Source organism: Comamonas sp. JUb58 (genome assembly GCF_004364775.1).
Lineage (GTDB): Bacteria > Pseudomonadota > Gammaproteobacteria > Burkholderiales > Burkholderiaceae_C > Comamonas.
Genome location: NZ_SOAL01000003.1, coordinates 100,751 through 124,534 on the forward strand (window position 1 = coordinate 100,751; position 23,784 = coordinate 124,534).

At 65.0% G+C, this 23,784-nt stretch carries 23 protein-coding genes; 11 read left to right on the forward strand and 12 right to left on the reverse strand.

The genetic code is table 11. From position 1 onward, the window contains the following. Nucleotides 1-4 precede the first annotated feature (4 nt). Both EDF71_RS04045 and gpmA read right to left on the reverse strand, forming a co-directional pair. Nucleotides 5-1,519: a S41 family peptidase gene (locus EDF71_RS04045; RefSeq protein ID WP_133855351.1), complete on the reverse strand. Its 1,515-nt coding sequence runs from the start codon at nucleotides 1,517-1,519 to the stop codon at nucleotides 5-7. 332 nt (nucleotides 1,520-1,851) lie between these two features. Then, nucleotides 1,852-2,592, reverse strand: coding sequence for a 2,3-diphosphoglycerate-dependent phosphoglycerate mutase (gene gpmA, locus EDF71_RS04050; RefSeq protein ID WP_133855352.1), 741 nt, complete (start codon nucleotides 2,590-2,592; stop codon nucleotides 1,852-1,854). A gap of 244 nt (nucleotides 2,593-2,836) precedes the next feature. Here gpmA and EDF71_RS04055 point away from each other — a divergent pair, with 244 nt between their 5' ends. From EDF71_RS04055 to EDF71_RS04070, 4 genes are all read left to right on the forward strand, one after another. Further along, nucleotides 2,837-3,244, forward strand: coding sequence for a rhodanese-like domain-containing protein (locus tag EDF71_RS04055; RefSeq protein WP_133855353.1), 408 nt, complete (start codon nucleotides 2,837-2,839; stop codon nucleotides 3,242-3,244). Nucleotides 3,245-3,332: 88 nt separating this feature from the next. After that, nucleotides 3,333-3,590, forward strand: a complete 258-nt coding sequence (gene grxC / locus EDF71_RS04060; RefSeq protein ID WP_133855354.1) for a glutaredoxin 3 — start codon at nucleotides 3,333-3,335, stop codon at nucleotides 3,588-3,590. A 154-nt stretch (nucleotides 3,591-3,744) separates the two neighbouring features. Further along, a complete protein-coding gene (secB, locus tag EDF71_RS04065; RefSeq protein ID WP_116924716.1) occupies nucleotides 3,745-4,206 on the forward strand; it encodes a protein-export chaperone SecB in 462 nt (153 codons plus the stop codon). A 122-nt stretch (nucleotides 4,207-4,328) separates the two neighbouring features. After that, nucleotides 4,329-5,330 (forward strand): NAD(P)H-dependent glycerol-3-phosphate dehydrogenase, encoded by a 1,002-nt coding sequence (locus tag EDF71_RS04070; protein WP_133855500.1) that lies wholly within the window; start codon nucleotides 4,329-4,331, stop codon nucleotides 5,328-5,330. Here the strand turns inward: EDF71_RS04070 and EDF71_RS04075 are convergent, their stop codons facing one another. From EDF71_RS04075 to EDF71_RS04085, 3 genes are all read right to left on the reverse strand, one after another. Beyond that, nucleotides 5,331-6,368 (reverse strand): NAD(P)-dependent oxidoreductase, encoded by a 1,038-nt coding sequence (locus EDF71_RS04075; RefSeq protein ID WP_347876658.1) that lies wholly within the window; start codon nucleotides 6,366-6,368, stop codon nucleotides 5,331-5,333. 57 nt (nucleotides 6,369-6,425) lie between these two features. Continuing rightward, nucleotides 6,426-7,589, reverse strand: coding sequence for a DUF11 domain-containing protein (locus tag EDF71_RS04080; RefSeq protein WP_133855356.1), 1,164 nt, complete (start codon nucleotides 7,587-7,589; stop codon nucleotides 6,426-6,428). A 467-nt stretch (nucleotides 7,590-8,056) separates the two neighbouring features. After that, nucleotides 8,057-9,343 (reverse strand): hydroxymethylglutaryl-CoA reductase, degradative, encoded by a 1,287-nt coding sequence (locus EDF71_RS04085; protein WP_133855357.1) that lies wholly within the window; start codon nucleotides 9,341-9,343, stop codon nucleotides 8,057-8,059. Between the two features lie 144 nt (nucleotides 9,344-9,487). On the opposite strand from EDF71_RS04085, the gene EDF71_RS04090 reads away from it, so the two are divergent. Further along, nucleotides 9,488-10,897 carry a PLP-dependent aminotransferase family protein gene (locus EDF71_RS04090; RefSeq protein ID WP_133855358.1) on the forward strand — a complete coding sequence of 470 codons (1,410 nt, stop codon included), beginning with the start codon at nucleotides 9,488-9,490 and terminating at the stop codon, nucleotides 10,895-10,897. Here EDF71_RS04090 and lysA read toward each other — a convergent pair whose 3' ends face one another. Beyond that, nucleotides 10,898-12,148 carry a diaminopimelate decarboxylase gene (gene lysA / locus EDF71_RS04095; RefSeq protein WP_133855359.1) on the reverse strand — a complete coding sequence of 417 codons (1,251 nt, stop codon included), beginning with the start codon at nucleotides 12,146-12,148 and terminating at the stop codon, nucleotides 10,898-10,900. A 151-nt stretch (nucleotides 12,149-12,299) separates the two neighbouring features. Between lysA and EDF71_RS04100 the strand changes: the two genes are divergently transcribed. Beyond that, nucleotides 12,300-13,289 (forward strand): LysR family transcriptional regulator, encoded by a 990-nt coding sequence (locus EDF71_RS04100; protein WP_133855360.1) that lies wholly within the window; start codon nucleotides 12,300-12,302, stop codon nucleotides 13,287-13,289. 43 nt (nucleotides 13,290-13,332) lie between these two features. Continuing rightward, nucleotides 13,333-14,394 (forward strand): purine nucleoside permease, encoded by a 1,062-nt coding sequence (locus EDF71_RS04105; RefSeq protein ID WP_133855361.1) that lies wholly within the window; start codon nucleotides 13,333-13,335, stop codon nucleotides 14,392-14,394. 53 nt (nucleotides 14,395-14,447) lie between these two features. On the opposite strand, the gene EDF71_RS04110 is transcribed toward EDF71_RS04105, so the two are convergent. Both EDF71_RS04110 and EDF71_RS04115 read right to left on the reverse strand, forming a co-directional pair. Then, on the reverse strand, nucleotides 14,448-15,977 hold the full coding sequence (locus EDF71_RS04110; RefSeq protein WP_133855362.1) for a M20/M25/M40 family metallo-hydrolase: 1,530 nt from the start codon (nucleotides 15,975-15,977) through the stop codon (nucleotides 14,448-14,450). A 118-nt stretch (nucleotides 15,978-16,095) separates the two neighbouring features. After that, a complete protein-coding gene (locus EDF71_RS04115; protein WP_133855363.1) occupies nucleotides 16,096-16,728 on the reverse strand; it encodes a tRNA-uridine aminocarboxypropyltransferase in 633 nt (210 codons plus the stop codon). Between the two features lie 72 nt (nucleotides 16,729-16,800). On the opposite strand from EDF71_RS04115, the gene EDF71_RS04120 reads away from it, so the two are divergent. Beyond that, entirely contained in the window at nucleotides 16,801-18,642 is a 1,842-nt protein-coding gene (locus EDF71_RS04120) for a chorismate-binding protein (protein ID WP_133855364.1), read from the forward strand. Between the two features lie 2 nt (nucleotides 18,643-18,644). Here EDF71_RS04120 and EDF71_RS04125 read toward each other — a convergent pair whose 3' ends face one another. Beyond that, complete coding sequence (locus tag EDF71_RS04125) at nucleotides 18,645-18,926, reverse strand: hypothetical protein (protein ID WP_166656446.1); 282 nt, start codon at nucleotides 18,924-18,926, stop codon at nucleotides 18,645-18,647. A 243-nt stretch (nucleotides 18,927-19,169) separates the two neighbouring features. Here EDF71_RS04125 and EDF71_RS04130 point away from each other — a divergent pair, with 243 nt between their 5' ends. After that, nucleotides 19,170-20,738: a transporter associated domain-containing protein gene (locus EDF71_RS04130; protein WP_133855502.1), complete on the forward strand. Its 1,569-nt coding sequence runs from the start codon at nucleotides 19,170-19,172 to the stop codon at nucleotides 20,736-20,738. 116 nt (nucleotides 20,739-20,854) lie between these two features. On the opposite strand, the gene EDF71_RS04135 is transcribed toward EDF71_RS04130, so the two are convergent. From EDF71_RS04135 to EDF71_RS04145, 3 genes are all read right to left on the reverse strand, one after another. Beyond that, nucleotides 20,855-21,217 carry a 5-carboxymethyl-2-hydroxymuconate Delta-isomerase gene (locus EDF71_RS04135; protein ID WP_133855365.1) on the reverse strand — a complete coding sequence of 121 codons (363 nt, stop codon included), beginning with the start codon at nucleotides 21,215-21,217 and terminating at the stop codon, nucleotides 20,855-20,857. 58 nt (nucleotides 21,218-21,275) lie between these two features. Continuing rightward, the gene (locus EDF71_RS04140) at nucleotides 21,276-22,073 is read right to left on the reverse strand and encodes a ScpA family protein (RefSeq protein ID WP_230775496.1); all 798 of its coding nucleotides are present in this window, start codon (nucleotides 22,071-22,073) and stop codon (nucleotides 21,276-21,278) included. Between the two features lie 130 nt (nucleotides 22,074-22,203). Further along, nucleotides 22,204-22,410 (reverse strand): DUF3460 family protein, encoded by a 207-nt coding sequence (locus EDF71_RS04145; RefSeq protein ID WP_021026491.1) that lies wholly within the window; start codon nucleotides 22,408-22,410, stop codon nucleotides 22,204-22,206. A gap of 44 nt (nucleotides 22,411-22,454) precedes the next feature. On the opposite strand from EDF71_RS04145, the gene EDF71_RS04150 reads away from it, so the two are divergent. Together EDF71_RS04150 and EDF71_RS04155 are read left to right on the forward strand one after the other, a co-directional pair. Continuing rightward, complete coding sequence (locus EDF71_RS04150) at nucleotides 22,455-22,949, forward strand: outer membrane protein assembly factor BamE (protein ID WP_133855367.1); 495 nt, start codon at nucleotides 22,455-22,457, stop codon at nucleotides 22,947-22,949. A 139-nt stretch (nucleotides 22,950-23,088) separates the two neighbouring features. Continuing rightward, on the forward strand, nucleotides 23,089-23,766 hold the full coding sequence (locus tag EDF71_RS04155) for a YitT family protein (RefSeq protein WP_133855368.1): 678 nt from the start codon (nucleotides 23,089-23,091) through the stop codon (nucleotides 23,764-23,766). The last annotated feature ends 18 nt before the right edge of the window (nucleotides 23,767-23,784 follow it).

The window sequence follows — 23,784 nt, forward strand, 5'->3', positions numbered from 1 at the left end:
GGCTTTACTTCTTGGGCTCGGTCGCGGGCGGCAGCTTGGTGTCGTCCGTGTTCGACTCTGCGGGCTTGTCGCTGGCGCTGGTCTTTTCCTCGTCCTTTTTCTCGGCGGGGCGCTCGGTCTTGGTCTGGCTGACCTGCACGGGCTCCCCCTTGAGCTGGTGCAGCGCTTGTTGCAGCTGGAAGTCCTTGTCCGAGCCAAACTCGGGCGGACGGCGCTCGGAGGCAGGCTTCTTGCTCTCTTCATCCAGGCGCTTCAATGCGGCTTCGCGGGCTTTCTCGCGGGCCTCGTCCTTGACTTCAGGGCCTTGGCCGCTGGACAAGTGCTTTTCCAGATCCGCTTCACGGGTGCGCAGTGCGGCGAACAGATCGCCTTCTGCCGACTCGTCGACCATGATGTCGGGCACGATGCCCTTGGCCTGGATCGACTTGCCGCTTGGCGTGTAGTAGCGCGCCGTGGTCAGCTTGATGCCGGTGTCCGGACCCAGGGGGCGCACGGTTTGCACCGAGCCCTTGCCAAAGGTCTGGGCGCCCATGATGGTGGCTCGCTTGTGGTCCTGCAGTGCGCCCGAGACGATCTCGGATGCGGATGCGGAGCCTTCGTTGACCAGCACGACCAGTGGAATGTTCTTGATGGCGGCAGGCAGCGACTTGATCGGATCGCTGCCACGGCGGGCATAGAACTCGGGCGAGGCGCGGAAGATGGCCTTGCTCTCGGCCAGCTGGCCGTCGGTGGTCACCACGGTCACATTCGGCTGCAGGAAGGCGGCCGAGATGGCCACGGCTGCATCAAGCAGGCCACCCGGGTCATTGCGCAGATCCAGCACCAGGCCCTTCATGTTCGGGTCCTGCTTGTACAGGTCGTCAACCTTGCGCACAAAGTCGTCCACCGTGCGTTCCTGGAACTGCGAGACGCGCACCCAACCGTAGCCCGGCTCGATCATCTTGGCCTTGACGGACTGGGTCTTGATCTCGGTACGGGTGATCGTGACGGGGAAGCTGCGGCTCTCGTCCTTGCGCAGAATCGTCAGCGTCACCTTGGTGTTGGGCTCGCCACGCATGCGCTTGACGGCATCGTTGAGCGACAGGCCCTTGACCGCCGTGTCGTCGATCTTGGTGATCAGGTCATTGGTCTTGAGGCCGGCCAGGTCAGCGGGCGAGCCTTCGATCGGGGAGACGATGCGGATCAGGCCATCTTCCTGGGTGATCTCGATGCCGACACCGACGAACTTGCCGCTGGTGCCTTCCTGAAACTCGCGGAAGGACTTCTTGTCGAAGTACTGCGAGTGGGGATCGAGCCCGGAGACCATGCCGGAGATGGCGTCGGTGATGAGCTTCTTGTCATCGGCCGGCTCGACATAGTCGGTCTTGATCAGGCCGAACACGGCCGACAGCTGTTGGATTTCTTCCAGCGGCATGGGGGACATGACGCCCCTTGCGACCGTCTGCAAAGACACAGTGGTGAGCGCGCCGGCGACCACGCCCAGTGAAACCCAACCGGCAATCTTCAATTTTTGGCCCATATGCTCACAACTTTCTATTGCGTGCCAATATACACCCAAGCGCCTGCGCTGGTGCGGCGCAGCAGCCGTTTTCGGGTGATAAGACAAGTATTTACTTTCGGTAGCCGCCCACTGGCGCCGGCATGCGGCGCTGGCTGACATCGCGCATTTCCGTCCGCCTGCCGAGCTGGGCAGGCGCCAGATCTAGCGGGAAGGCGCTGGCTTTTGGCCGGAGCGGCGAGGCGCCCCATCCTTGTCTGCAGCCCCTGAGCTGCCTCGCTCGGACTCCAGGCGCAGGCAGTAGTTCCCGTTTAGACCTACGAGGCCGCCCGTGGGTGGGGGCAGCCCATTGCTTAGGCCTTGCCTTGCGAGGCGACCGCGGCAGCAGCCTTGGCAGCGGCTTCGGCGTCACCCAGGTAGTAGTGGCGCAGCGGCTTCAGGTTGGCGTCCAGCTCATAGACCAGCGGAATGCCGTTGGGGATGTTCAGGTTCACGATGTCGCTGTCGGAGACGCCATCGAGGTACTTGATCAGCGCGCGGATCGAGTTGCCGTGGGCGGCAATCACCACACGCTCGCCGCGTTGGATGGCGGGTGCAATCGACTCGTTCCAGAACGGCACGACGCGCTCGACGGTGTCCTTGAGGCATTCGGTCAGTGGCACCTGGTCGGCCGCACCGGCGTAGCGGCGGTCGGTTTTTTCGCAGCGTGGGTCGTCGGATTCCAGTGCGGGAGGTGGGGTGTCATAGCTGCGGCGCCAGACCAGCACCTGCTCGTCGCCAAACTTCTTGGCGGTTTCTGCCTTGTTCAGGCCTTGCAGCGCGCCATAGTGGCGCTCGTTGAGCTGCCAGCACTTGTGCACCGGCAGCCAGGTGCGGTCCATCTCGTCCAAGGTATGCCACAGGGTGCGGGTGGCGCGCTTGAGCACGCTGGTGTAGGCCACATCGAAGTCATAGCCTTCTGCCTTGAGCAGCTGGCCGGCTTGCTTGGCTTGCGCCACGCCGGTGTCGGTCAGGTCCACATCGGTCCAGCCGGTGAAGCGGTTTTCCAGGTTCCAGGTCGATTCACCGTGGCGAATCAGGACAAGCTTGTACATGCAATCCTCGTGCGATAGTCAAAAATCGAAAAATGGGTGCGTGTCGCTGGCGGGGGGCGCTACAGGGCCTGGGCAGCCCGCTGCATTCACAATGGCGCCGATTGTAGAGGCAGGCACAAATCCCGGGTGCCTACACAGCTTGGCGGCGCTAGCGACGCGCGCTTCAAAGGCTTTTATCCTGCAGCGGCTCGGTGGCCCTTTTAGAATGCGAGGCTGTTTGAGCATTTTTTGACAAGGGACTTGTGTGAACTTTCTGATCGACAACTGGTATCTGATCGTGCTGGTACTGGGCTCGGGCGCGATGCTGATGATGCCCGCCATGAAGAACATGGGCGGCGGCACGCTCAGCCCCGCCAACGCCGTGGCACTGATCAACCGCGAAAAAGCCGTGGTGGTGGATGTGTCGGATGCGCAGGAATTCAGCGCCGGCCACATCAGCAACGCCAAGAATGTGCCCCTGGACCAGCTCGAAGCGCAGCTGCCCTCCGTCGTCAAGAACAAGGCCTTGCCGCTGATCCTCGTCTGCGCACAGGGCCAGCGCTCGCAGCGTGCCGTGGCCGTGGCCAAGAAGCTGGGCTACACCAATGTGCAGGCCCTGGCCGGTGGCATGAAGGGCTGGCGCGCTGCCAGCATGCCGCTCAAGAAGGCTTGATTTTTGGGGCGCATGGCCCCAACTACTTCCTTTAGACACCCAAACCGAGCTGGCGGCCTCTCGCAGGCCGCAGCCGCAGGACACTCTGATGCAAGCTGTAAAGATGTATACCACCGCCTACTGCCCTTATTGCACGCGTGCCAAGCAGGTGCTGCAAGCCAAGGGGGTGGCGCAGATTGAAGAAATCCGCATCGACACCGATCCCGAGCAGCGGGCGGTGATGATGGAGGCCACCGGCCGCCGCACCGTGCCGCAGATCTTCATTGGTGACACCCATGTCGGCGGCTGTGATGACCTGATTGCGCTGGACCAGCGCGGTGAACTGGTCCCCTTGCTCCAATCCTGAGCCCCGCACTTCTCCCTGAAGGCCAGCGGGCGCCCGGGCTTTTCCATGCTGTCACTCAGCCATTGCATAATGGCGGGCTGCATGCGAGGGGCGCACACACCGGGCGGCATCGCAGCTGCACTCCATTCCTTTTTCTAGCGAAAGACAGACAACCATGGCGGATCAAGAAAATCCCGTGTTCCAAATTCAACGCGTGTACCTGAAGGACGCATCGCTGGAGCAACCCAACTCGCCAGCCATTCTGCTGGAGCAGACCCAGCCAAGCGTGGACATCCAGCTGGGCGTGGAAGCCACCCCTGTGGCCGATGGCATTTTCGAAGTGGCCGTGACCGCCACCGTGCAGACCAAGATCGAAGACAAGACCGTGTTCCTGGTGGAAGCCAAGCAAGCCGGTATCTTCGAAATCCGTGGCATCCCTGACGACCAGATGGGCGCCGTGATCGGTGTGGCCTGCCCACAGATCGTCTACCCTTACCTGCGTGGCAACGTGGCAGACATCGTGACCCGCGCCGGCTTCCCGCCTGTGCACCTGGCGGAAATCAACTTCCAGGCCATGTACGAACAGCAACAAGCCCAGGCCAATGGCGCTGGTGCAGGTGCCGCTCTGGCCCAGTAATCGCCGCTGCTGACAACGCAAGGGCCTTGCAGTCTCGGTTGCAAGGCCTTTGTTGTATCTGCCGGGGCGCCGGCAGCAGGCAGCGCCAGCATGTGAGTTGAGGTAAGAGGGGGTTTGTGGCTATGAAGATCTTGGTGATTGGTGCGGGTGCCTGGGGAACGGCTTTGGCCATGCATGCGGCCGCACGCCACAGCGTGCAGTTGTGGGCGCGCGATGCGCAGCAGGCCAGCCAGCTGCAAACCAGCCGTGAGAACCAGCGCTATTTGCCAGGCATCCGCTTGCCCGATGCACTGGAAGTGTGCAGCGGCGATCTGCCAGCGCTGGTGGCCCAGGCCGAGCTGATTGTGCTGGGCACGCCGATGGCGGCACTGCGCAGTGGCCTGACGATGCTGCGCGACTGCCAGGTGCCGGTGGCCTGGCTCAGCAAGGGTTTTGAGGCCGTGCCCGCCGATGCGCCTGATGGCAGCCATGGGCTGCTGGGCAACGAGGTCTGCGCCCAGGTGGCGCCCGCGCTGCATGCCGGCGTGCTGAGCGGCCCGAGCTTTGCGCAGGAAGTGGCCCAGCACCAGCCCACGGCCTTGGTGGCGGCCAGCCGCCATGCCGATGTGCGCGATGCGCTGGTGGCGGCCTTCCATGGCGACAACCTGCGCGTCTATGCCAATGAGGACATCAGCGGGGTGGAGGTGGGTGGCGCCGTCAAGAACGTGCTGGCCATTGCCACCGGCCTCTGCGATGGCCTGAGCCTGGGCTTGAATGCCCGGGCCGCGCTGGTGACGCGTGGCCTGGCCGAGATGACGCGCCTGGGCGTGGCGCTGGGCGCGCAAACCGATACCTTCATGGGCCTGTCAGGCCTGGGTGATCTGGTGCTGACTGCCACCGGAGATCTGTCGCGCAACCGCAAGATCGGCTTGTTGCTGGCCCAGGGCCAGAGCCTGGAGCAGGCGGTGCAGTCGCTCGGCCATGTGGCCGAAGGGGTGTACAGCGCCCGCACGGTGCTGCAGCGCGCCCAGAAGCTGGGCGTGGAGATGCCGATCACGGCCGCTGTCGTGGCCTTGCTGGACGGCAGCCTGTCAGCCCCCGATGTGGTGCAGGCGCTGATGGGGCGCGAGCCCCGCGCTGAATAATCAGGACTTGGCCAGCAGACCGATCAGGGCCGGCAGCATGGCATCGCCGTGCTGGGCCTGGACCTGGTTCTGCAAGGTCGTCGAGGCCGCATCGGCAATCAGGCTCGCCGCCTCGGCATCGTGGGCCATCGTGGCGTAGTAGCTCAAATCCTTGGCCGCGTTGGAGATCGAGAACGCGATGCCCGAGGGGTCGTCCGCCAGGATGTAGGACTGCAGACGGTCCAGCGCCACACCTGCGCCGCCACCGGATGCCAGCACGCTGTGGAAGGCCTGCATGTCCATGCCCTGCTTGCGCGCGCAGGCGGTGGCCTCGGCCAGCAGGCTCATCTGGCCCACCGAGACAAAGTTGTGCAGCAGCTTCATGCGGTGGCCGTCGCCCAGCGCGCCCACATGGGTGACCTGGCTGGTGAAGGTGGCCAGCACCGGTTGCACCTGGGCCAGCACGGCCGCATCACCACCGACCAGCAGATTGAGCTGGCCGTCATGCGCCTGCTTGGAGGTCTTGGTCATCGGCGCATCGATGAATTTTCCGCCCGCTGCCTGCACGGCCTGGGCCATGCGCACGGTCGATGCGGGCACGGCGGTGGAGCAGTCGATCACCACGGTGCCGGGGCGCAGCGCCGACAGCAGGCCTTGCTCGCCGGTCAGCACGGCTTCGACCTGGGGCGAGCCGGTCACGCAGAGTATGACCACGTCACAGTGGCTGGCCAGCTCGGCCGGGCTTTGGCAGGTGCGCGTGCCCAGGCTCAGCAGCTCCGTCAGCGGCTGGTTGCCGGGGTGCTCCAGTACATAGAGTTGAAAGCCTTTGGCGGCGACGTTGCGGGCGATGCCGTGGCCCATTAGGCCGACGCCGATCAGGCCGACGACTGGCTGGGCGGTTTGCGATGGCATGGAAATCTCCTGGCGGTGAAGTAGCGGATTGTGGAATGGCCTGAGGGTACTCCATGCCTTTCGCACAGCCGCTGCAACCGGTGCGGCAGCAGTCAACTTGGTGACCGCAGGGAGATAAAGCCGCCACACCCCTCTGCGCGATGCCATGGAAAAAAACCCCGTTCGCGGAGATGGCGGAACGGGGCCTTCTCGTTGCAGGCGCTCTTATCGGCGGCGCTGGTACTGGGTGGTCGCTATGGATGCGAGTGCGACACTCAGCAGGGACAGGAGCACCAATGCCCAGGGGCCCAAACCAGGCACCGGAACGGGCTTCGGGTCTAGCTCTGGCGACACCACGACGTTGGCATCTGCGCTCGCCGTGCAGCCTGTGCTGGCATCACAGATGGCGCCGGGACCAGCATCGATACTTGCCTGGCTGAGCAGGCTGCCCGAAGCAGCCACGGTGCCCGAAAGAGCAAAGACCAGTGCTCCACCGGAAGGCAGGCCAAAGCTGAAGGGGGCATTGGCCAGGTCAGCTGGGCAGACAGCACCGTTGGTCGCCGTGCAGGACCAGGTGCCGTTGCTCAGCGCTGCTGGCATGTCATGGCTGAGGGTGACCAAACTGGCATCGGACGGGCCAGGATTGCGGATGGTTACGGTGTAGTGTGCCGTCTGTGCCGGTGCATAGGTGGGCTGGTCAATGGTCTGCTCGATCGTCAACGAGGTTTCGCATAGCACATCACCCGGCTGGATATACGCGAGCATGCCCGAGCCCCAGCCTACATCACTGACCGAGAAGGTCAGGGTGTTCAGGCCGCCATGCCAGGGGCCGTCCAGCTCGGCGGTTCCTTGATTGCCGGGTGCAAAACCAGCGGGCGGCAAAGCCTGGAACACCCCATTGATGGTGACGCCGAGCATGGAGTCGTCACTGTAGTAATCCATGCTCAGCTTCAATGCGCTGGGGGAGACATTGGCCGGCAGGTTGAACTGCATGCGGTAGTAGTTTGTGACTCTCGGCCGGAAGGGGTAAGGACCTGGAGCTGTGGTGGCATTGGGCAGTGGAGAGATCCAGTTGGTCTGGCCGCCAAGGGAGGCGCCGGATACCCACGCCGCAGGCAGGCTGGCAGAGAAGGGAACGCTGCTGGGCTTCCAGCTTGCATCTGCTGCAGGTCCTAGCGCGCCGGTGGGATCGGACTGGCTGGAAGACACCCACCATTGGGTGTCTGGGCTCCCGTTGGGAAGGGGCTGCCCGGCTTCATAGTCAAAGCCGGTGTTGAGGATGGCGTTGCTGGACTGACAACTGAACGTGGGAATGTAGGGGCTGGGTTGTGCGCTGGCCCATTGGCAAGCGGACAGGAAGGCGGCGGCAGCTATCCATCGTGTAAACATCTTTAATCTTTCTTTAGACGTAGAAAGATTGCAAGTCTATTGCTATCAAGAATTTATATTTAATTTGAATTATCAATAAAACTTAAAATTGCATTTTTATGTAAATTGTTGAATGGTATATGTAATATGCATTCTGCGGAGCTACTTTTGCGCGTTTAGAAATGCGGCGTGGGCTGCCTCACTCCTCAAAGAATGAAAATTTTTAGGTGGGCGCTCTCTCACACCGTTCGCGCAACGAACAAGCGCTAGCGCAGCATGCTTGAGGCCTGGCTTGAGGGTCTACGGCGCAATGGGTATGTGAATCAATGCACCTGTCGATGTAACCGTTCTGCCCTGCGTGATCGTGTGTATGAGGCGCAACAGTGCGATGAATAACCCAGCCAAGCGGCTGCTTGGCTGGAGGTCTGCGTCTCTGGACTGAAAGGCCGCAGGCACGGAGTCATGCTCGGGTTTTGCGGCTGCGGCCTTCAAGCTTGGCGCAACTCAGCCAGTATCTCCAGTGCGCGGTCGGTGCGCACATCGTGTTCGGCGGCCAAGCGCTTGGCGACTTGGTCGACCTCCTCACCCACGGCCCCTGCCACCAGCGCAATATTGCGGGCATGCAATGCCATGTGGCCGCGCTGGATGCCCTCGGTGGCCAGCGCGCGCAAGGCGCCCAGGTTTTGCGCCAGGCCCACGGCGGCGGCAATCTCGCCCAGCTCCTGGGCCGATTTCACGTCCATGATCTTCAGCGCCAGGCGTGCCAGCGGATGCGTCTTGGTGGCGCCGCCGACCAGGCCCACGGGCATGGGCAGCTCGATGGTGCCGACCAGCGCGCCGCTGCCGTCTTTCTCCCAGGTGGTGAGCGAGGTGTAACGCCCGTTGCGGCTCGCATAGGCATGGGCGCCGGCCTCCACCGCGCGCCAGTCGTTGCCGGTGGCGACGATGACCGGGTCGATGCCGTTCATGATGCCTTTGTTGTGGGTCGCGGCGCGGTAGGGGTCGATGGCGGCAAAGGTGTAGGCGTCGAGCACACCCTCGATGATTTCCTCGCCACTGCGCTCGGCGGTCTTCAGGGTCTGGGGCGTCAGGCGCACGCGGGCGCGGGCCAGGCGCAGATCGGCCAGGTTGGACAGAATGCGCAGCCGCACCGAGCCGCCGGTGATTTGCTCGACCAGCGGCGAGACCGATTCGGCCATGGTGTTGACGGTGTTGGCGCCCATCGCATCGCGCACATCAACGATCAGGTGCATGACCACCATGGGGCCCCGGGGCGAGTCGGGGAAGACATGGACCTCGATGTCCTTGCAGCCGCCACCCAGGCCGATCAGCACCTTGTCGCGGCTGTTGGCCAGCTCCAGGATCTGGGCACGCGCCTGGTACAGCGCCAGCCGCACGCCATAGGGGTCCTGGATGCCGACGATCTGCACCTGGGCGCGCATCAGCGGCTGGGTGCTGGAGGTCTGAAAACCCCCGTCCTCGCGTGCCAGCTTGGCCATGTACGAGGCTGCCGCGATGATCGAGGGCTCTTCAACCGCCAGCGGCACCAGCACATCGCGGCCATTGATCTGGAAGTTGCCGGCCACGCCCATCGGCAGCTCAAAGGTGCCGATCACGTTTTCGATCATGCCGTCAGCCACGCTGCTGGGCAGGGCCCCTGGCTGGGTCAGCAGCGCGTGGTCTTCGTCGCTCAGCTGGCAGGCCTTGGCGATGACATCCCAGCGCTGGGCGGGGCTGAGGGCGCGGAACTGCGGCAGGCGGGAATCGGTGGCCATGGTGTCTCCTGGTGATTTTTTGCTGGAATGCGTTGAGGTCCAGCCCGCAATCTACCTAAACTGTACCGCTGTAGACAGGTACAGTTTGCCGGGACAGTGCTGCTGCAATGCAGCATCGGCCTCGGCTTTTCCCTAGGAGCACCCATGCCCACCGCCACCGGCCGCAAGGCCTCGATTGCTGAAAACCTGGCCGCCATGCTGGGCCGGCAGATTGCCGACGGCGTGCTGCGCGCGGGCGACAAGCTGCCTTCCTTGCGCGCACTGGCGCAGCTGCATGGCTATGCCAAGAACACCGTGGTGGCGGCCTTTGAGCTGCTGGTATCGCGCGGTCTGGTGGAGGCGCGGCGGGGCTCGGGCTTTTATGTGCTGGCCCAGCGGCCGGTGGCGGGCCTGGCTGCGGGGGAGGGCACAGCACCGCTGCAGCGCGCGATGGATGTGGTCTGGCTGATGCGTGAGCAGCTCAAGACCCAGCCCGATGCGCTGGCGCTGGGAGATGGTTTTCCGCCGATCGACTGGCTGGCCGATATGCGCCTGGACCGCTACCACCAGAAAGTGGTGCGCACGGGGCTGGGCGCGCTGTTCCGCTACGGCAGCCGCATGGGCTATGCGCCCTTGCGCGACAGCCTGGTGCGCAAGCTCGGCATGTTCGGCCTGGGGGTGACACCCCAGCAGTTGCTGCTGACCCAGGGGGCCAATGACGCACTCGACCTGGTCATCCGCCACTGGGTGACGCCGGGCACGACCGTGCTGGTGGACGACCCCGGCTATTACCTGCTGTTTGGCAAGCTCCAGCTGGCCGGCGCGCGCGTGCTGGGCGTGCCGCGCCAGGCCGATGGCCCGGATGTGCAGGCGCTGGAGCGCTTGCTGCAGACCGAGCGCCCGCGCCTGTTCTTTACCCAATCCCTGGCGCACAACCCCACGGGCTCGGACCTGAGCGCCGCCAAGGCCTACCGCATCTTGCAGCTGGCGGGCCAGCAGCAGATGCTGATCGTTGAAAACGACCCGCTGGCCGATTTCAAACCGACCTCGGCCACGCGCCTGTCGGTGCTGGACCAGCTGGCGCGCACCATCTACATCGGGAGTTTTTCCAAGTCGTTCTCGGCGGCGCTGCGGGTGGGCTTTATCGCCTGCCATCCTGATCTGGCCAGCGACCTGGCCGATCTGCGCAGCCTTATCCATGTGAGCGGTTCGGAGTACTGCGAGCGCATGGTCGATGTGATGCTGCGCGAGGGCCAGTATGAGCGGCACCTGGTGCGGCTGCGCGGGCGCCTGGGCCAGGCCACGGCGCAGGCGCTGGACTGGATGGACCGCCAGGGCTGCGAGGTGTTTGCGCGCAGCGAGCAGTCGCTCTACCTCTGGGCGGCCTTCCCCGGTTGCGAGGATTCGGCCCAGCTGGCCAGCGCGTTGCTGGCAAGGCAGGTGACGATGGCGCCGGGCCGGGTGTTCAGCCTGGACAGCAGTGCCACCTCGCGCTGGTCGCGCTGCAATGTCGGGGCCATGCAATCGCCGCGCCTGGATGCGGCGATGACGCCATGGCGCGCGGCCCCACGCTGATCAGAGGCCGAGTTCCAGCGCCAGCAGCTCGTCCACCGTCTGGCGGCGGCGGATGAGGCGCGCCTTCCCGTCGTCGACCAGCACCTCGGCCGCCAGCGGGCGGCTGTTGTAGTTGCTGGACATCGAGGCGCCGTAGGCACCGGTGTCGTGGATCACCAGCAGATCGCCCACCTGGGCATCGCCCAGCGGACGGGGCAGCACCACGCCGGATTCGCCCTGGGTGAAGACATCACCGGATTCGCAGAGCGGACCGGCGACGACGGCTTCGCCCTGCGCAGGCAGCACGCCCACGCCACGGCGCTGCACATGCATGCCGTGGTAGCTGCCGTACATCGACGGACGCATCAGCTCGTTGAAGCCGGTATCGACCAGCACAAAGTGGTTGCTGCCGGCATCCTTGGTGGCACGTACGGTGCCCAGCAGCACACCCGATTCGGCCACCAGGTAGCGGCCTGGCTCCAGCTCCAGGCCCAGGTGGTGGCCCACCAGTGCCTCGGCCTGCTTGCGTGCCGTATCCCAGAGGCCAAAGTAGTGCTGGGTATCGATGGTCGCGTCGCCCTCTTTGTAGGGGATGGACAGGCCGCCGCCGGCCGAGATGGCCTGCAGGCGGTGGCCGGCCGTGTGGGTGCGCTGCACCAGCTGCACCATGGCGCCGCAGACTTCCTGCAAGTGGCCATAGTCCACGCCCGAGCCGATGTGCATGTGCAGGCCCACCAGTTGCAGGCCGCGCTCGGCGATCACCGCCAGCGCCATCGTCAGGTCGCTGTGCCAGATGCCGTGCTTGCTGTGCTCGCCACCGGTATTGGTCTTGTTGCTGTGGCCATGGCCAAAGCCGGGGTTGATGCGCAGCCAGACCGCATGGCCGGGGGATGCCTGGCCCAGCTGGTGCAGCATGTCGATGGAGCCGGCATTGACGGGGATTTGGTGCTCGACCACGGTGGCCAGGGTGGCCTCGTCCATCACATCGGCGGTGAACACGATGTCGGACGGCTCGCCAAAACCGCCCTGGTAGCCGGCTGCCAGCGCGCGCAGCACTTCACCGCGCGAGACCGCATCCACCTTGACGCCTTGCGCACGCATCAGCTGCAGCACATGGATGTTGGAGCAGGCCTTTTGCGCAAAGCGCACGGTGTCGAAGGCCTGCAGCTCGGCAATGCGCTGGCGGATGGTGTCCGCGTCATACACCCACAGGGGGGTGTTGAAGTCATCGGCCAGCTGCCACAGCAGATCGGGGGTAAAGGGGTTGCTCATAGTCGGTGTGCCGCAGGGCTTGGAATCGGGGAGTCGGAGAGATTGGAGAAATCAGCCGCCCAGTGTGCCTGGGGCGGGGTATTTGGTCTAATGCTTATTTATCGGCATGTCATTCATAATGGATATGTCTTTCTTGCCGTGCCGCCTCGCCATGCCCCGTTCGCCCACCCCCGCTCCGTCCGCTGCCGATCCATCCCGGGAGCCCAGCCCCTTAGCGCCGCGGCTGCAGCACCGCCATATCGAGGTGTTCCGCGCCGTCATGCTGGCGGGCGGGGTGACCGGCGCGGCGGGCCTGCTGTTCAGCTCCCAGCCCACGGTGAGCCGCGATCTGGCGCGCATGGAGCAGCTGCTGGGCTACCCGCTGTTTGAGCGGGTGCAAGGCAGGCTGCGGCCCAATGCACGCGCCTTGGCGCTGTGGGAAGAGGTGCAGCGCAGCTGGCAGGGGCTGGACCGGGTGATTGACCGGGCGGTGGCGCTGTCGCGCCCCCAAGCGGCGCGCATCAGCGTGCTGAGCATGCCGGCACTCAGCCATGCGCTGCTGCCGGCGGCGCTAGCGCAGATGCAGCAGGCGCAGGGGCCGGTGGCGGTCAGCGTCGCCACGCAGGAGGCGCCGCTGTTGCAGCAATGGATGGCGGCCCAGCGCTATGACCTGGGCCTGACCGAGCAGGGCGAGGCACCGGCCGGCACGCGCGCCGTGGCCTTGCCGGCACTGGACGAGGTGGCGGTGCTGCCCGCTGGTCACCCGCTTGCGCGCAAGCCCAGGCTGGAGCCTGCTGACTTTGCGGACCAGGCCTTTATCAGCCTGGCCGAGGGCGACCCCTACCGCATCCAGATCGACCAGGTGTTTGCCGATGCCGGCGTGGGCCGGCAGATGCTGCTGGAGACGCACAGTGCCGTGGCGGTATGTGCGATGGTGCAAAACGGCCTGGGCCTGGCCATCGTGAACCCCTTCACCGCGCAGGCCTGCATGGGCCAGGGCCTGGTGCAGCGGCCGCTGGCCTTTTCGATTCCGTTCCGCACCCAGGTGCTGCTGCCGCTGCACCGGGCAGCGGTCCCCGAGGTCGATGCCTTGGTGACAGCGCTGGGCCAGGCCGCAGCCAGGCTGCCGACCTACAATGCGCAGCACGCCGGATCGCGCTGATATGCCGCTGATATACCGGTGGTCTGACCAGGAGAAATACCCCATGTCCCGTGCCCCGCTTCGCTCTCTCGCCCGACCGTTGTGCGCCAGTGCCCTGTTGCTGGCGCTGCTCTCAGGTTGCGCCAGCACCGGCAGCCAGCCGCCCCAGTCGCCGCGAGTGGCTCAGGCCGCGCCACCGGTCCAGGTGAAGGTATTTGTGGCGGCCATGTTCGAGATCGGTGCCAACACCGGCGACCGGGCCGGCGAGTTCCAGCACTGGTATGAACGCTATTTCCGCCATGCCAAGCCTATCCAGGTGCCGGGCGCGCTGGGGCCGGTGTTCTGCAATGCCGATGGCGTCTGCGGCAGCGTGCTGGGCATGGGCAAGGTCAATGCCTCGGCCTCGATGCAGGCCATCGTGCTGAACCCGCAGTTCAATTTTGACCAGGCCTACTATGTGATCAGCGGCGTGGCCGGCACTCCGCCATTGCGCGGCACCATAGGCGATGTGACCTGGGGCAGCTGGCTGGTCGACTACGACCTGGGCCACCGCTGGGCGCCGGAAGAGGGCCAGGCGGGCGCGCCCGTCTTTATGCCGCGCAAGGGCTATGAGGACTACCGCCGCTTTGCGCTGAACCCGGCCCTGACCCAAGCCGCCTATGCGATGACCCGCGCGGTGCCGCTGCAGGACAGCGAATCGGCCCAGCGCTACCGCATGCGCTACCCCGATGCGGCGGCCCGCAAGGCGCCCAGCGTGCATGTGGGTACGCACATGACGGGCGACACCTTCTTCCATGGCCCGGGTCTGTCCAAGGAGGCGCAGTACATCGCCAAGCTCTATGGTGCGGACGACTATGTCGCCACCGAGATGGAGGCCGCCGCCATTGCGCTGGTGCTCAAGCGCAGCCATGGCACGGACCGGATTCTGAGCCTGCGCGGCTCGGTCAATTTTGACCAGGGAAACCCGCAGGAAACCACCCAGGCCCACCTGGACCCCAAGCCCGGCGAAACCGCAGGCGGCTTTGCCGAAACGGTGGCCAATGTGGCGGCCGTGGGCGGCGTCTTTGTCGACACGGTGGTCAAGGACTGGCCGCAGTGGAAGGATGGTGTGCCAACGCAGCGCTGAGCTGAACCGCTACGCACAGCAGGCCCCCATGCGCTGGGGGCCTTTTTTGTGGCTTATTTCCAGGGCTGGCTCAGGATGGATGCCAGGCTCTTGACGCCATCGAAGTAGTTGCCCAGGCGCATGTTCTCGTTCTTGCTGTGCTGGTTGTTGTCGGCATTGACCATGGGCACGATCACAAAGGGCACCTTCAGCGCCTGCACCGCAGCGCCGGTGGGCACCGTGCCGCCCATCATGCGGATCTGCACAGGCGCCTGGCCCCAGGCCTGCTGCATGCCTTGGCGCAGCCAGTCGCCAATGGGGGCGTTCAGGTCGGTACGCACGGCGCTGGACGAGGCCGATACGCCGCCCATCTTCAGGCTCGCCAGCTTGGGGTACTGGGCGCGCTGCTCGGCGCTGGGCTCGCCGTCAATCAGGGTGAAGCCCTGGCCTTCGATATGGGTCTTGAGCAGCTGCAGCAGGCGCTCGGGTGGAGTCTCGGGCACCGTGCGCAGGTCCAGCTCGGCAATCGCCTGGGCGGGCACCACGGTACGGGCCTTGGCGCCCACGTCCGCACTTTGCAGGCCGCGCACATTGAGCGAGGGGTACTGCATCGCTTCCTGGTAGTTGTTGCCCACCTTCTCGGCCTGGGCAATGCCCAGGCGCTTGCGCAGCGCGGTCTCGTCATCGGGCACGGCCTTCATCACCGCCTGGGTCTGGGCATCAAAGCTGATGCCGTCGTAGTAGCCCTTGACGAGCACGCGGCCATCGGGCGCCTTCATCGAGGCGAGCAACTGCGCCATCGTGAACGCGGGGTTGGCGGCATAGTTGCCGTAGTGGCCGCTGTGCAGATCCTGGCTGGGGCCATAGATGGTCAAGGTGGCCTGGGCCACGCCCCGGTTGCCAAACACCAGGGTCGGGCGGTTGCTGGCATGCATGGGGCCATCGAGCACCAGCAGTGCATCGGCCTTCAAGGCATCCAGGTTGGCGTTGATGACGCCGCCCAGCGATGGCGAGCCTTTTTCCTCTTCGGAGTCGAGCAGTATCTTGATATTGGTGCTGGGCGCCAGGCCCTGCTGCTGCAGCGCATCGATGGCGGCCATCAGCATGATGATGGGGGCCTTGTCATCGGACGAAGAACGGCCAAACACGCGCCACTCGGGGTTGGGCTGGGCGCCGTAGAGCTGGTCCAGCGCAATCTCTTTCCAGGAACCATCGGCCTGGCGCTCCTTCAGCACCGGCTTCCAGGGGCTCTCCTGCTGCCATTCGGACGGCGTCACTGCCTGGCCATCCATATGTCCGTAGAACAGCACCGTCTTGGTGGCGCCGGGCACCGGGGGCAGGGTGGCCAGCACCATGGGCTTGCCCTGGTTGGGCAGCAGCTGGGCCTGGAAGCCGCGCTTCTCCAGCGCCGCCTTGAACCACTGCGCATTCTTCTCGATGTCGGCCGCCACGTTCGAGTCATTGGGCAGAGCCAGCACCTCGATCCATTCACGCAGGCTGGCGCTGCTGGCTTTTTGCACGGCGGCATCGGAGGGGGCAGCGGCCTGGGCCAGGCCGGCGGCGCACAGCGCGGCGCTGAGCAGGGTGAGGGTTGCGAACTTCATGGAAAGGGCTCCGTCAGAGAAATGGAAATACGAGGATAAGCAATGGCCTGGAGTATCTCCGAGTGCGCGCTCACCCACGGGCGCGCAGGCGGGCGCATTGTCGCCAGGGCGCCAATTATTAATGTGCCGCACGCAGGCGTTCGTACTGTGCGATCAGGCCGTCAAAGGACTGCTGCAGCGCCTGCAGCGGCGGGGCGCCATCGGGCCAGGCCTCCAGCTGTTGCAGCGCCAGCGCGGCTGCTTCCAGGGTCGAGAGCTGGCCTGCGCGCGGCGCCTTGCGGATGCGGTAGCCGGCCGGCCCGGTATCGGTCAACGCCAGGCGGGGCAACCGGGCCAGCAGCGGGTTTGCATAGAGCATCTTGCGGCTCTTGCGCCAGGTGCCGTCGATCAGCACCAGGCGCTGGACGGGTGCTGGCGTGTCGCGGTCCGTCAGCGCCATCAGGGCGGCGGGCTGGTCGGGTGTCTGGGGGTAGAGCAGCAGGGTATGCTGGGGGGCTTCTGCGCCGGGCCAGGCGCCGTACAGCCATTGCTCCAGCTGCTGCGGCGCAAAGGCCTCGCCCACTTCCAGCCGGCTGCCCGGAAGGCAGAGGTGCAGCAGGCGCGCGGTGCCCTTGGCTTCTTGCAGCTCCAGCGGGTGCTGCAGGATCAGCACCTGGGTGACAGCCTGCAGCGGCTGCGCCAGCGCGCAGATACAGGCGCTTTGCGGACGGTAGCAGCGGGGGCATTGGAGGCGGCGCGGGGCAGAGGACACGGGGCAGGCAGGGAGCGGACAGATGGCTATTGTCCTGCAAGGACAAGGCGGCGCCGCTATGCTGGCGCCCCTATGACAGCGCACAAGCCCTTTTCTGCCCGCATCGATATGGGCCAGCCCTTGTCCGGTGCCGAGCGCCTGCGCCTGGCCCTGTCCGGCCCGGACCGGGTGCTGGAGGCAAAGGATGCAGCATGCCTGCGCGCCTTGCTGGATGCCGTGGAGCAGGCTGCGCGTGCGGGCGCCTGCTGCGTCGGTGGTCTGCGCTATGAGGCCGCCTCGGCGCTGAACCCCTATTTGCCCACACAGGCCGCGCCCAGCGGCGAGCCCCTGGCCTGGTTTGCGGTCTGGGATACGCCACCCGCTGGCATGGCGCCGTTGCCTGAGGCCGAGACGCCCCCCGTGCAACTGCAATGGCAGAGCACGCTGAGCCGCCCGCAGTTTGATGCGCAGATGGCGCGCATCCATGCCGATATCCGCAACGGCGCTTACTACCAGATCAACTACACCCAGCAGCTGCAAGGCCACAGCGCCTTGCCCGGCAGCGATCAGCTGGACGGCTCCGCGCTGTTTGCCGCGTTGCAGCAGGCCCAGCCCGGCGGCTATGCGCTGCATATCGACCGGGGCGATGAGCAACTGCTGTCGGTATCGCCCGAGCTGTTTTTTGACTGGCAGCAGCCGGCTGAAGGCGCGGGCGACATCCTCACCCGCCCGATGAAGGGCACGGCCGCAAGAGGCAGCAACCCCGCGCAGGACGAGGCCCAGGCCCAGGGCTTGCGCGCATCGGCCAAGGAGCGGGCCGAGAACGTGATGGTGGTCGACCTGCTGCGCAATGACCTGGCGCGCATTGCGCAGCTGGGCAGCGTGCAGGTGCCGCAGCTGTTTGCTTTGCAGGCGCTGCCCACGGTATGGCAGATGACCTCGGATGTGCGGGCCCGGCTGCCCCAGGGCACCGGCCTGGTCGATGTGATGCAGGCCTTGTTCCCCTGCGGCTCGGTCACCGGCGCGCCCAAGCGGGCGGCCATGCAGGCGATTGCCGAGTTGGAACTAGCGCCGCGCGGCTGGTACTGCGGCGCCTTGGGCGTTGTGCGCTCCGATGGCGCAGGCGGCCTACGCGCGACCTTCAACGTCCCCATCCGCACGGTGGCCTTGCGCGGCACGCAGCTGCAATGCGGCATTGGCAGCGGCATCACCGCCGATGCCACGGCGGATGGCGAGTGGCGCGAGTGGATGCACAAGCGTGCCTTTCTGGAGCGGGCCAGCATGCCCTTTGGGCTGATCGAAACCCTGGCGCTGGACGATGGCCAGCTGCGCCATGCCGCGCTGCACCTGGAGCGCATGGCCGCTGCCGCCGCGCATTTTGGCTACCGCTGGGATGGGGTGGCCGCACAAGCGGCTTTGGACGGCCTGGCCCAGGCCCATCCGCAAGGCCTGTGGCGCCTGCGCCTGCTGCTCAATGCCCAGGGCAGGTTCCAGGCCGAGGCCTTTGCCTGCCCGCCATCGCCTGCGCAGGTCAGTCTGCAATGGGGGGCCGCGCCGCTGGCCGAGGCCCATGGCGAGTTTGTGCGCTTCAAGACCAGCCGCCGCGTGCACTACGAGCGCTGGGCGCCGCAGGACAGCAGCGTGTTCGACAGCCTGCTGTGGAACGAGGCCGGCGAGATCACCGAGACCACCCGGGGCAATATCGCCATGCAGCTGGACGGCCGCTGGATCACGCCCGCGCTGCATTGCGGCCTGCTGCCTGGCGTGGGGCGCCGCCTGGCGCTGGAGGCTGGCCAGGTGGTGGAAGGCGTGGTGACGTTGAACGATGTACCGCGTGTGCAGGCCTGGGCTTTTCTCAACAGCCTGCGCGGCTGGATTCCGGCGCAGGTGCAGGGTGCGGTGCCGGTCTGGCCGCAGCCTGACGCCGGCCCATAGCCTTATTGCTGGCGGGAAGACGCCAGCAGTTCTCTCAGCGCTCGAACCTCGGCCAAGAGGCGTGGCATGTCTTGCCGCGCAGCGGCGATGAAATCCTGGTCCGCCACGGTCGCGCCGCTCAGTTCGATGTCTTCGCCTCGGGCGGCACCTTCACCGGTTTGGATGAAGTCGGAACCGCATGTATGGTCGCGACCTTCAACATAAGAAGTCCATGGCGCTGCTTGCGTGGCTGCCAAGCGCTGTTCCATCGCGAGCAAATCTTCATCGGTCAAAGAAGAAGGCATAAGGGCTGAGCGTTCAAGATAGGGGGCTTGTGCAGCGTGTTGCTCTCGTGACGAATGGGCCAGACTCCAAGGGTTTTTGTGCCGCACGTTAGGATGGAGGCTGTTTAGCAACCCTTCGGATTTTATGCCCGACAACCCGGACCCTGAGCCTCTCCCGTGCGCGACCACCCTGTCGCTGTCCTCTAGTTCTAGCCCCAGTACACCGCTGACGGTGTCTCTGCCCCTCGAAGGGAGCGCCGCATGATCGAGCTGCTCTCCGACCCGCAGATATGGATTGGTCTTCTCACCCTGGTGGTGCTTGAGATCGTTCTGGGCATAGACAATCTCATCTTTATCGCGATCCTTGCCGACAAGTTGCCGCCTCACCAGCGGGACAAGGCACGTGTCATCGGCCTGTCCCTGGCCCTGGTGATGCGACTGGGTCTGCTGACGGCCATCTCCTGGCTGGTTACCCTCACACAACCGCTGTTTTCCGTCGGGCCGCTCAGTTTTTCGGGGCGCGACCTGATCTTGCTGCTGGGCGGTCTGTTCCTGCTGTTCAAGGCCACGACCGAGCTGCATGAGCGCATGGAAGGCGTGAGCATGAGCAAGTCGAGCAGCACGGTCTACGCCAGCTTCTCGGCCGTGGTCGCGCAGATCGTGGTGCTGGATGCAGTCTTCTCGCTCGATGCCGTGATCACCGCGGTGGGCATGGTCAACAACCTGGGCGTGATGATGGCAGCCGTCGTCATCTCGATCGGTGTGATGCTGTTTGCCTCCAAGCCGCTGACCCGCTTTGTCAATGCGCACCCGACCATCGTCATCCTCTGCCTGAGCTTCCTGCTGATGATCGGCTTCAGCCTGGTGGCCGAAGGTCTGGGCTTCCATGTGCCCAAGGGCTATCTGTACGCCGCCATTGGTTTCTCGATCCTGATCGAGACCTTCAACCAGGTGTCGTCACGCAACGCGATCCGCCATGAGCAGCGCGTGCCGATGCGTGAGCGCACGGCGATGAAGGTGCTGTCCTTGATGGCCGGCCGCAGCGGCAATGACCAGACCGAGCATGCGCAGGACGACCCAACCGCTGCCGAGGCCGAGCTGACCTTTGCGCCGGAAGAGCGCATCATGGTCAGTGGTGTGCTGGCGCTGGCCGACCGCAAGGTGCGCTCGATCATGACCCCGGTCTCGGACGTGGACTGGGTGGACCTGAGCGACGATGCCGAGGCTATCCAGCGCTCGCTCAATGACAACCCGCACAGCCACTTGCCGGTGTGCATGGGCCATGTGGACCAGCTCCAGGGTGTGGCGCGTGCCAAGGACATGCTGATGGACCTGATGCAGCATGGCGCCATCCAGCCCGCCACCATCCGCAAGCCGCTGATGGTGCCCGAGGGCGCTGGCGTGATCGCGCTGATCAACGACCTGCGCCAGTCCAAGGGCCATATGGTCATCGTCATCAACGAGTTCCATGTGATGAGCGGCGTGGTGACCCCGGTCGATGTGCTCGAAGCGATTGCCGGCGAGTTCCCCGACGAGGACGAGAGCTTCACGATCCAGGCCGTAGAGGGCGAGCCCGACACCTGGATCGCCAGCGGCGCCGCCGATGTGCACATGGTGCAGCAGCTGCTGGGCTCGAATGAGCTGGTCTCGTCTGCCGATGCCTTCACCACCTTGGGCGGTCTGCTCACCGAGTTCAATGGTGCGCTGCCCCAGCAAGGCGATGTGGTGGTGATCGATGGCTGGCAGTTTGCCGTCACCGAGGCCACCGATGGCGTGATGCGCAAGATCCGCATCGAGAAGGAAAACAAGGGCCAGCTGCCTCTGGAGCACTGAACCCTGCCTAGGCGGCTGCCTGGCACCGCCGCTGCATGAAAAAGGCCTGCCGTCTTGCGAGAGACGGCAGGCCTTTGTATTGCGGCGCCGCGAAGCTCGCGGCCGCTACAGGCTGCTTACAGCGAGCCCTTGTAGTAAGCGCCCCGGTCCATGTCGACAATGTCCACGCTCAGCTGCACCAGCATGCCTTCGGGGTGGGGCGTGAACTCGCGCAACACGGCGCCGATGCGGTCGGACAGGTCGCGCTTGGCCTCGGGCGTGCGGCCGGCCAGCAGGCGCAGCTCGGCATGCACAAAGCCGCGCAGTGCGGTGGGGTCGGCGCCGATGACGAACTGCTCGGTGCGCACGACGCGGCTCTTCAGGTCTTGCTCGTTCTGCACCTGGCCGCTGGCGATGACGGCAGCGTTGAGGGCGTCGAGCAGATGGGCCTCGGGGAAGTTCTCGAGGTTGTTGGTGTATTCGATGACGAGATGCGGCATGGTGGTCTCCGTTGGAATAAAGGCGGGGTAGAGGGGGCTGGATCAGGCCTGAAGCGGTTCAGACGGGCGTGTACGACAGCCGCACATAGATGGGCGCAAAGGCTTCGGCCTGGGTGATCTCGATCAAGGTTTCCTTGGCCAGCTCCAGCAGCGCGATAAAGGTCACCACCAGCACGGTGCTGCCTTTTTCCGGCTCAAAGATGTCCTCGAACTCCACAAAGCGCCGGCCTTGCAGGCGCTTGAGGATGGCGCTCATGTACTCGCGCACCGAGAGCTCTTCGCGGGTGATCTTGTGGGTCTGCACCAGCTTGGCGCGCTTGAGGATGTCGCGCCAGGCCTCTTGCAGTTCGGACATCTCCACATCCGGAAAGCGCGGCTGCAGTGCCTGTTCGATAAAGACCTGGGCCTTGATGAAATCGCGCCCGTACTGCGGCACGGCGCCCAGGCCCTGGGCGGCCAGCTTCATCTGCTCGTACTCCAGCAGGCGGCGCACCAGCTCGGCTCGGGGGTCTTCGGCTTCTTCGCCTTCGGCCTGCTTTTTGGGCGGTAGCAGCATGCGCGACTTGATCTCGATCAGCATCGCGGCCATCAGCAGATATTCGGCGGCCAGCTCCAGGTTGCGGCTGCGGATCTCGTCCACATAGCTCAGGTACTGGCGGGTGACGCTCAGCATCGGAATGTCAAGGATGTTGAAGTTCTGCTTGCGGATCAGGTAGAGCAGCAAGTCCAGCGGGCCTTCAAAAGCCTCCAGGAACACCTCGAGCGCATCAGGCGGGATGTAGAGATCCGTCGGCATGGCGAACAGGGGCTCGCCGTAGAGACGGGCGAGCGCAACCTGGTCCACCACCTCGGGCATGGCGGCGGCACCTGCGGCGGGGCGTGCGTCGTCCTCAGCCGTGGTCAGCTTGCCGGGTGTTGCCATGAGCGGGGGCTATACGGGATCGAAAGCCGCTGCGGGGCCAGGCGGCCGGCAGCGGGCAGGGCGATCAATCGTGGTTGGTTTGGTACACGTAGGGCTTTTGCGCCACACGTGCAGTTTGGTACTCGGCTTGCTGCTGGCGGTCCAGATCCTTGTCCCACAGCAGGGCGCGGCCTTCGCGCTGGCCTTGTTCCAGCTCGGGCTTGTCGGCCTTGAGCTTCAGCAGGAACTGGGTGGTGTCGGATTGGTAGTCGGGGCGGCGAAAGAAAGACATAGCGTATATTTACCTCTTGTGCCTGGATTCTACCGAACCTGACCATGTCCTTCCTGACCAAATTTGCAATCGCCGCCTCTGCGCTGGCCGTTTCCGTGTTTTTGGCGGGCTGCGACCAGCAGCGCATCAAGGAACTGGAAGAGCATGTCTCCACCGAGCAGGACGTGCGCGACCGTTTTGGCGAGCCCAACCAGATCTGGGATGAGGCCGATGGCTCGCACACCTTGGAGTACACGCGCCAGCCCGCCGGTGCGCAGAACTACATGATCACCATTGGCACCGACGGCAAGATGAGCGCGCTGCGCCAGGTGCTGGCGCCTGCCTACTTTGCCAAAGTGCAGCCGGGCATGGACCAGCAGGAGATCCGCCGCCTGCTGGGCCAGCCGGCCAAGCGCACCAGCTACCCCCTGAAGAACGAAGCCGAATGGGACTGGGGCTGGGTCGATCCACCCAGCACCAAGATGCTGTTCACCGTGGTGTTTGATGCCCAGGGCAAGGTGCTGCGCAGCAACAGCACCCAGGTGCTGCCCAGCCGCTGATCACCCAGAACTGTTGCGGATATGCCTAACCGTAACGGGCTGAAACTCTTTAAAATTCGGGTTTATACCTAGCATCACCCATGCCAGGCAGCCCCGCGCGCCACCCTTGCGCGGGCATGAAACTTGCTGTCAACCCGACATGTCCTCACCGCTATCTCGCCCCACCGCTACCACGGGCCTGCCCGGCACCGTGGCCGTTGCCCCTGCCGCGCTGCCGGGGCCTGCCATGCGCCATGGCCGTTTTGAAGATGCACAGGCGCTGTTCACCGGCTCGCTGTTTGTCTCGATCACCCTGGGCCTGTTTGGGCAGGCGGGTTTGCTGACGGGCAGCACGGCGGGCCTGGCCTTTTTGCTGCACTACGCCACGGGCCTGCCGTTTGGCGCGATTTTCTTCGCGATCAATCTGCCTTTTTATTGGTTCGCCTGGACGCGCATGGGGCCGGAGTTCACCGTCAAGACCTTTATCTCGGTGGCCATGCTGGCGCTGCTGGTCGATATCGGCCCGCGCTTTATCCATATCGATTACCTGAACCCGCTGTATGCCGCCATCGCCGGTGGCCTGCTGATGGGCACGGGCTGCCTCTTCTTGGCGCGCCACCGCTCCAGCCTGGGCGGCGCCACCATCGTGTCGCTCTACCTGCAGGACCGCTATGGCATCCGCGCCGGCAAGGTGCAGATGGTCATCGACTGCAGCGTGGTGCTGTTGGCGCTGTGGGTGGTGCCCTTCGAGCGCGTGGCCTACTCGGTACTGGCGGCCGTGGTGATGAGCGTCTTCCTGTGGATCAGCCACCGGCCTGGGCGCTACGCGGGTAACTGAGCGCTCTGCACTCCGGGT

Excerpts from the sequence above, each read along its gene's own strand:
- EDF71_RS04045 (WP_133855351.1), bottom strand. The coding sequence starts at position 1,519 with ATGGGCCAAAAATTGAAGATTGCCGGTTGGGTTTCACTGGGCGTGGTC.
- gpmA (WP_133855352.1), bottom strand. The coding sequence starts at position 2,592 with ATGTACAAGCTTGTCCTGATTCGCCACGGTGAATCGACCTGGAACCTG.
- grxC (WP_133855354.1), top strand. The coding sequence starts at position 3,333 with ATGCAAGCTGTAAAGATGTATACCACCGCCTACTGCCCTTATTGCACG.
- secB (WP_116924716.1), top strand. The coding sequence starts at position 3,745 with ATGGCGGATCAAGAAAATCCCGTGTTCCAAATTCAACGCGTGTACCTG.
- EDF71_RS04070 (WP_133855500.1), top strand. The coding sequence starts at position 4,329 with ATGAAGATCTTGGTGATTGGTGCGGGTGCCTGGGGAACGGCTTTGGCC.
- EDF71_RS04075 (WP_347876658.1), bottom strand. The coding sequence starts at position 6,368 with ATGGCATCGCGCAGAGGGGTGTGGCGGCTTTATCTCCCTGCGGTCACC.
- EDF71_RS04080 (WP_133855356.1), bottom strand. The coding sequence starts at position 7,589 with ATGTTTACACGATGGATAGCTGCCGCCGCCTTCCTGTCCGCTTGCCAA.
- EDF71_RS04085 (WP_133855357.1), bottom strand. The coding sequence starts at position 9,343 with ATGGCCACCGATTCCCGCCTGCCGCAGTTCCGCGCCCTCAGCCCCGCC.
- EDF71_RS04090 (WP_133855358.1), top strand. The coding sequence starts at position 9,488 with ATGCCCACCGCCACCGGCCGCAAGGCCTCGATTGCTGAAAACCTGGCC.
- lysA (WP_133855359.1), bottom strand. The coding sequence starts at position 12,148 with ATGAGCAACCCCTTTACCCCCGATCTGCTGTGGCAGCTGGCCGATGAC.
- EDF71_RS04100 (WP_133855360.1), top strand. The coding sequence starts at position 12,300 with ATGCCCCGTTCGCCCACCCCCGCTCCGTCCGCTGCCGATCCATCCCGG.
- EDF71_RS04105 (WP_133855361.1), top strand. The coding sequence starts at position 13,333 with ATGTCCCGTGCCCCGCTTCGCTCTCTCGCCCGACCGTTGTGCGCCAGT.
- EDF71_RS04110 (WP_133855362.1), bottom strand. The coding sequence starts at position 15,977 with ATGAAGTTCGCAACCCTCACCCTGCTCAGCGCCGCGCTGTGCGCCGCC.
- EDF71_RS04120 (WP_133855364.1), top strand. The coding sequence starts at position 16,801 with ATGACAGCGCACAAGCCCTTTTCTGCCCGCATCGATATGGGCCAGCCC.
- EDF71_RS04125 (WP_166656446.1), bottom strand. The coding sequence starts at position 18,926 with ATGCCTTCTTCTTTGACCGATGAAGATTTGCTCGCGATGGAACAGCGC.
- EDF71_RS04135 (WP_133855365.1), bottom strand. The coding sequence starts at position 21,217 with ATGCCGCATCTCGTCATCGAATACACCAACAACCTCGAGAACTTCCCC.
- EDF71_RS04140 (WP_230775496.1), bottom strand. The coding sequence starts at position 22,073 with ATGCCCGAGGTGGTGGACCAGGTTGCGCTCGCCCGTCTCTACGGCGAG.
- EDF71_RS04145 (WP_021026491.1), bottom strand. The coding sequence starts at position 22,410 with ATGTCTTTCTTTCGCCGCCCCGACTACCAATCCGACACCACCCAGTTC.
- EDF71_RS04150 (WP_133855367.1), top strand. The coding sequence starts at position 22,455 with ATGTCCTTCCTGACCAAATTTGCAATCGCCGCCTCTGCGCTGGCCGTT.
- EDF71_RS04155 (WP_133855368.1), top strand. The coding sequence starts at position 23,089 with ATGTCCTCACCGCTATCTCGCCCCACCGCTACCACGGGCCTGCCCGGC.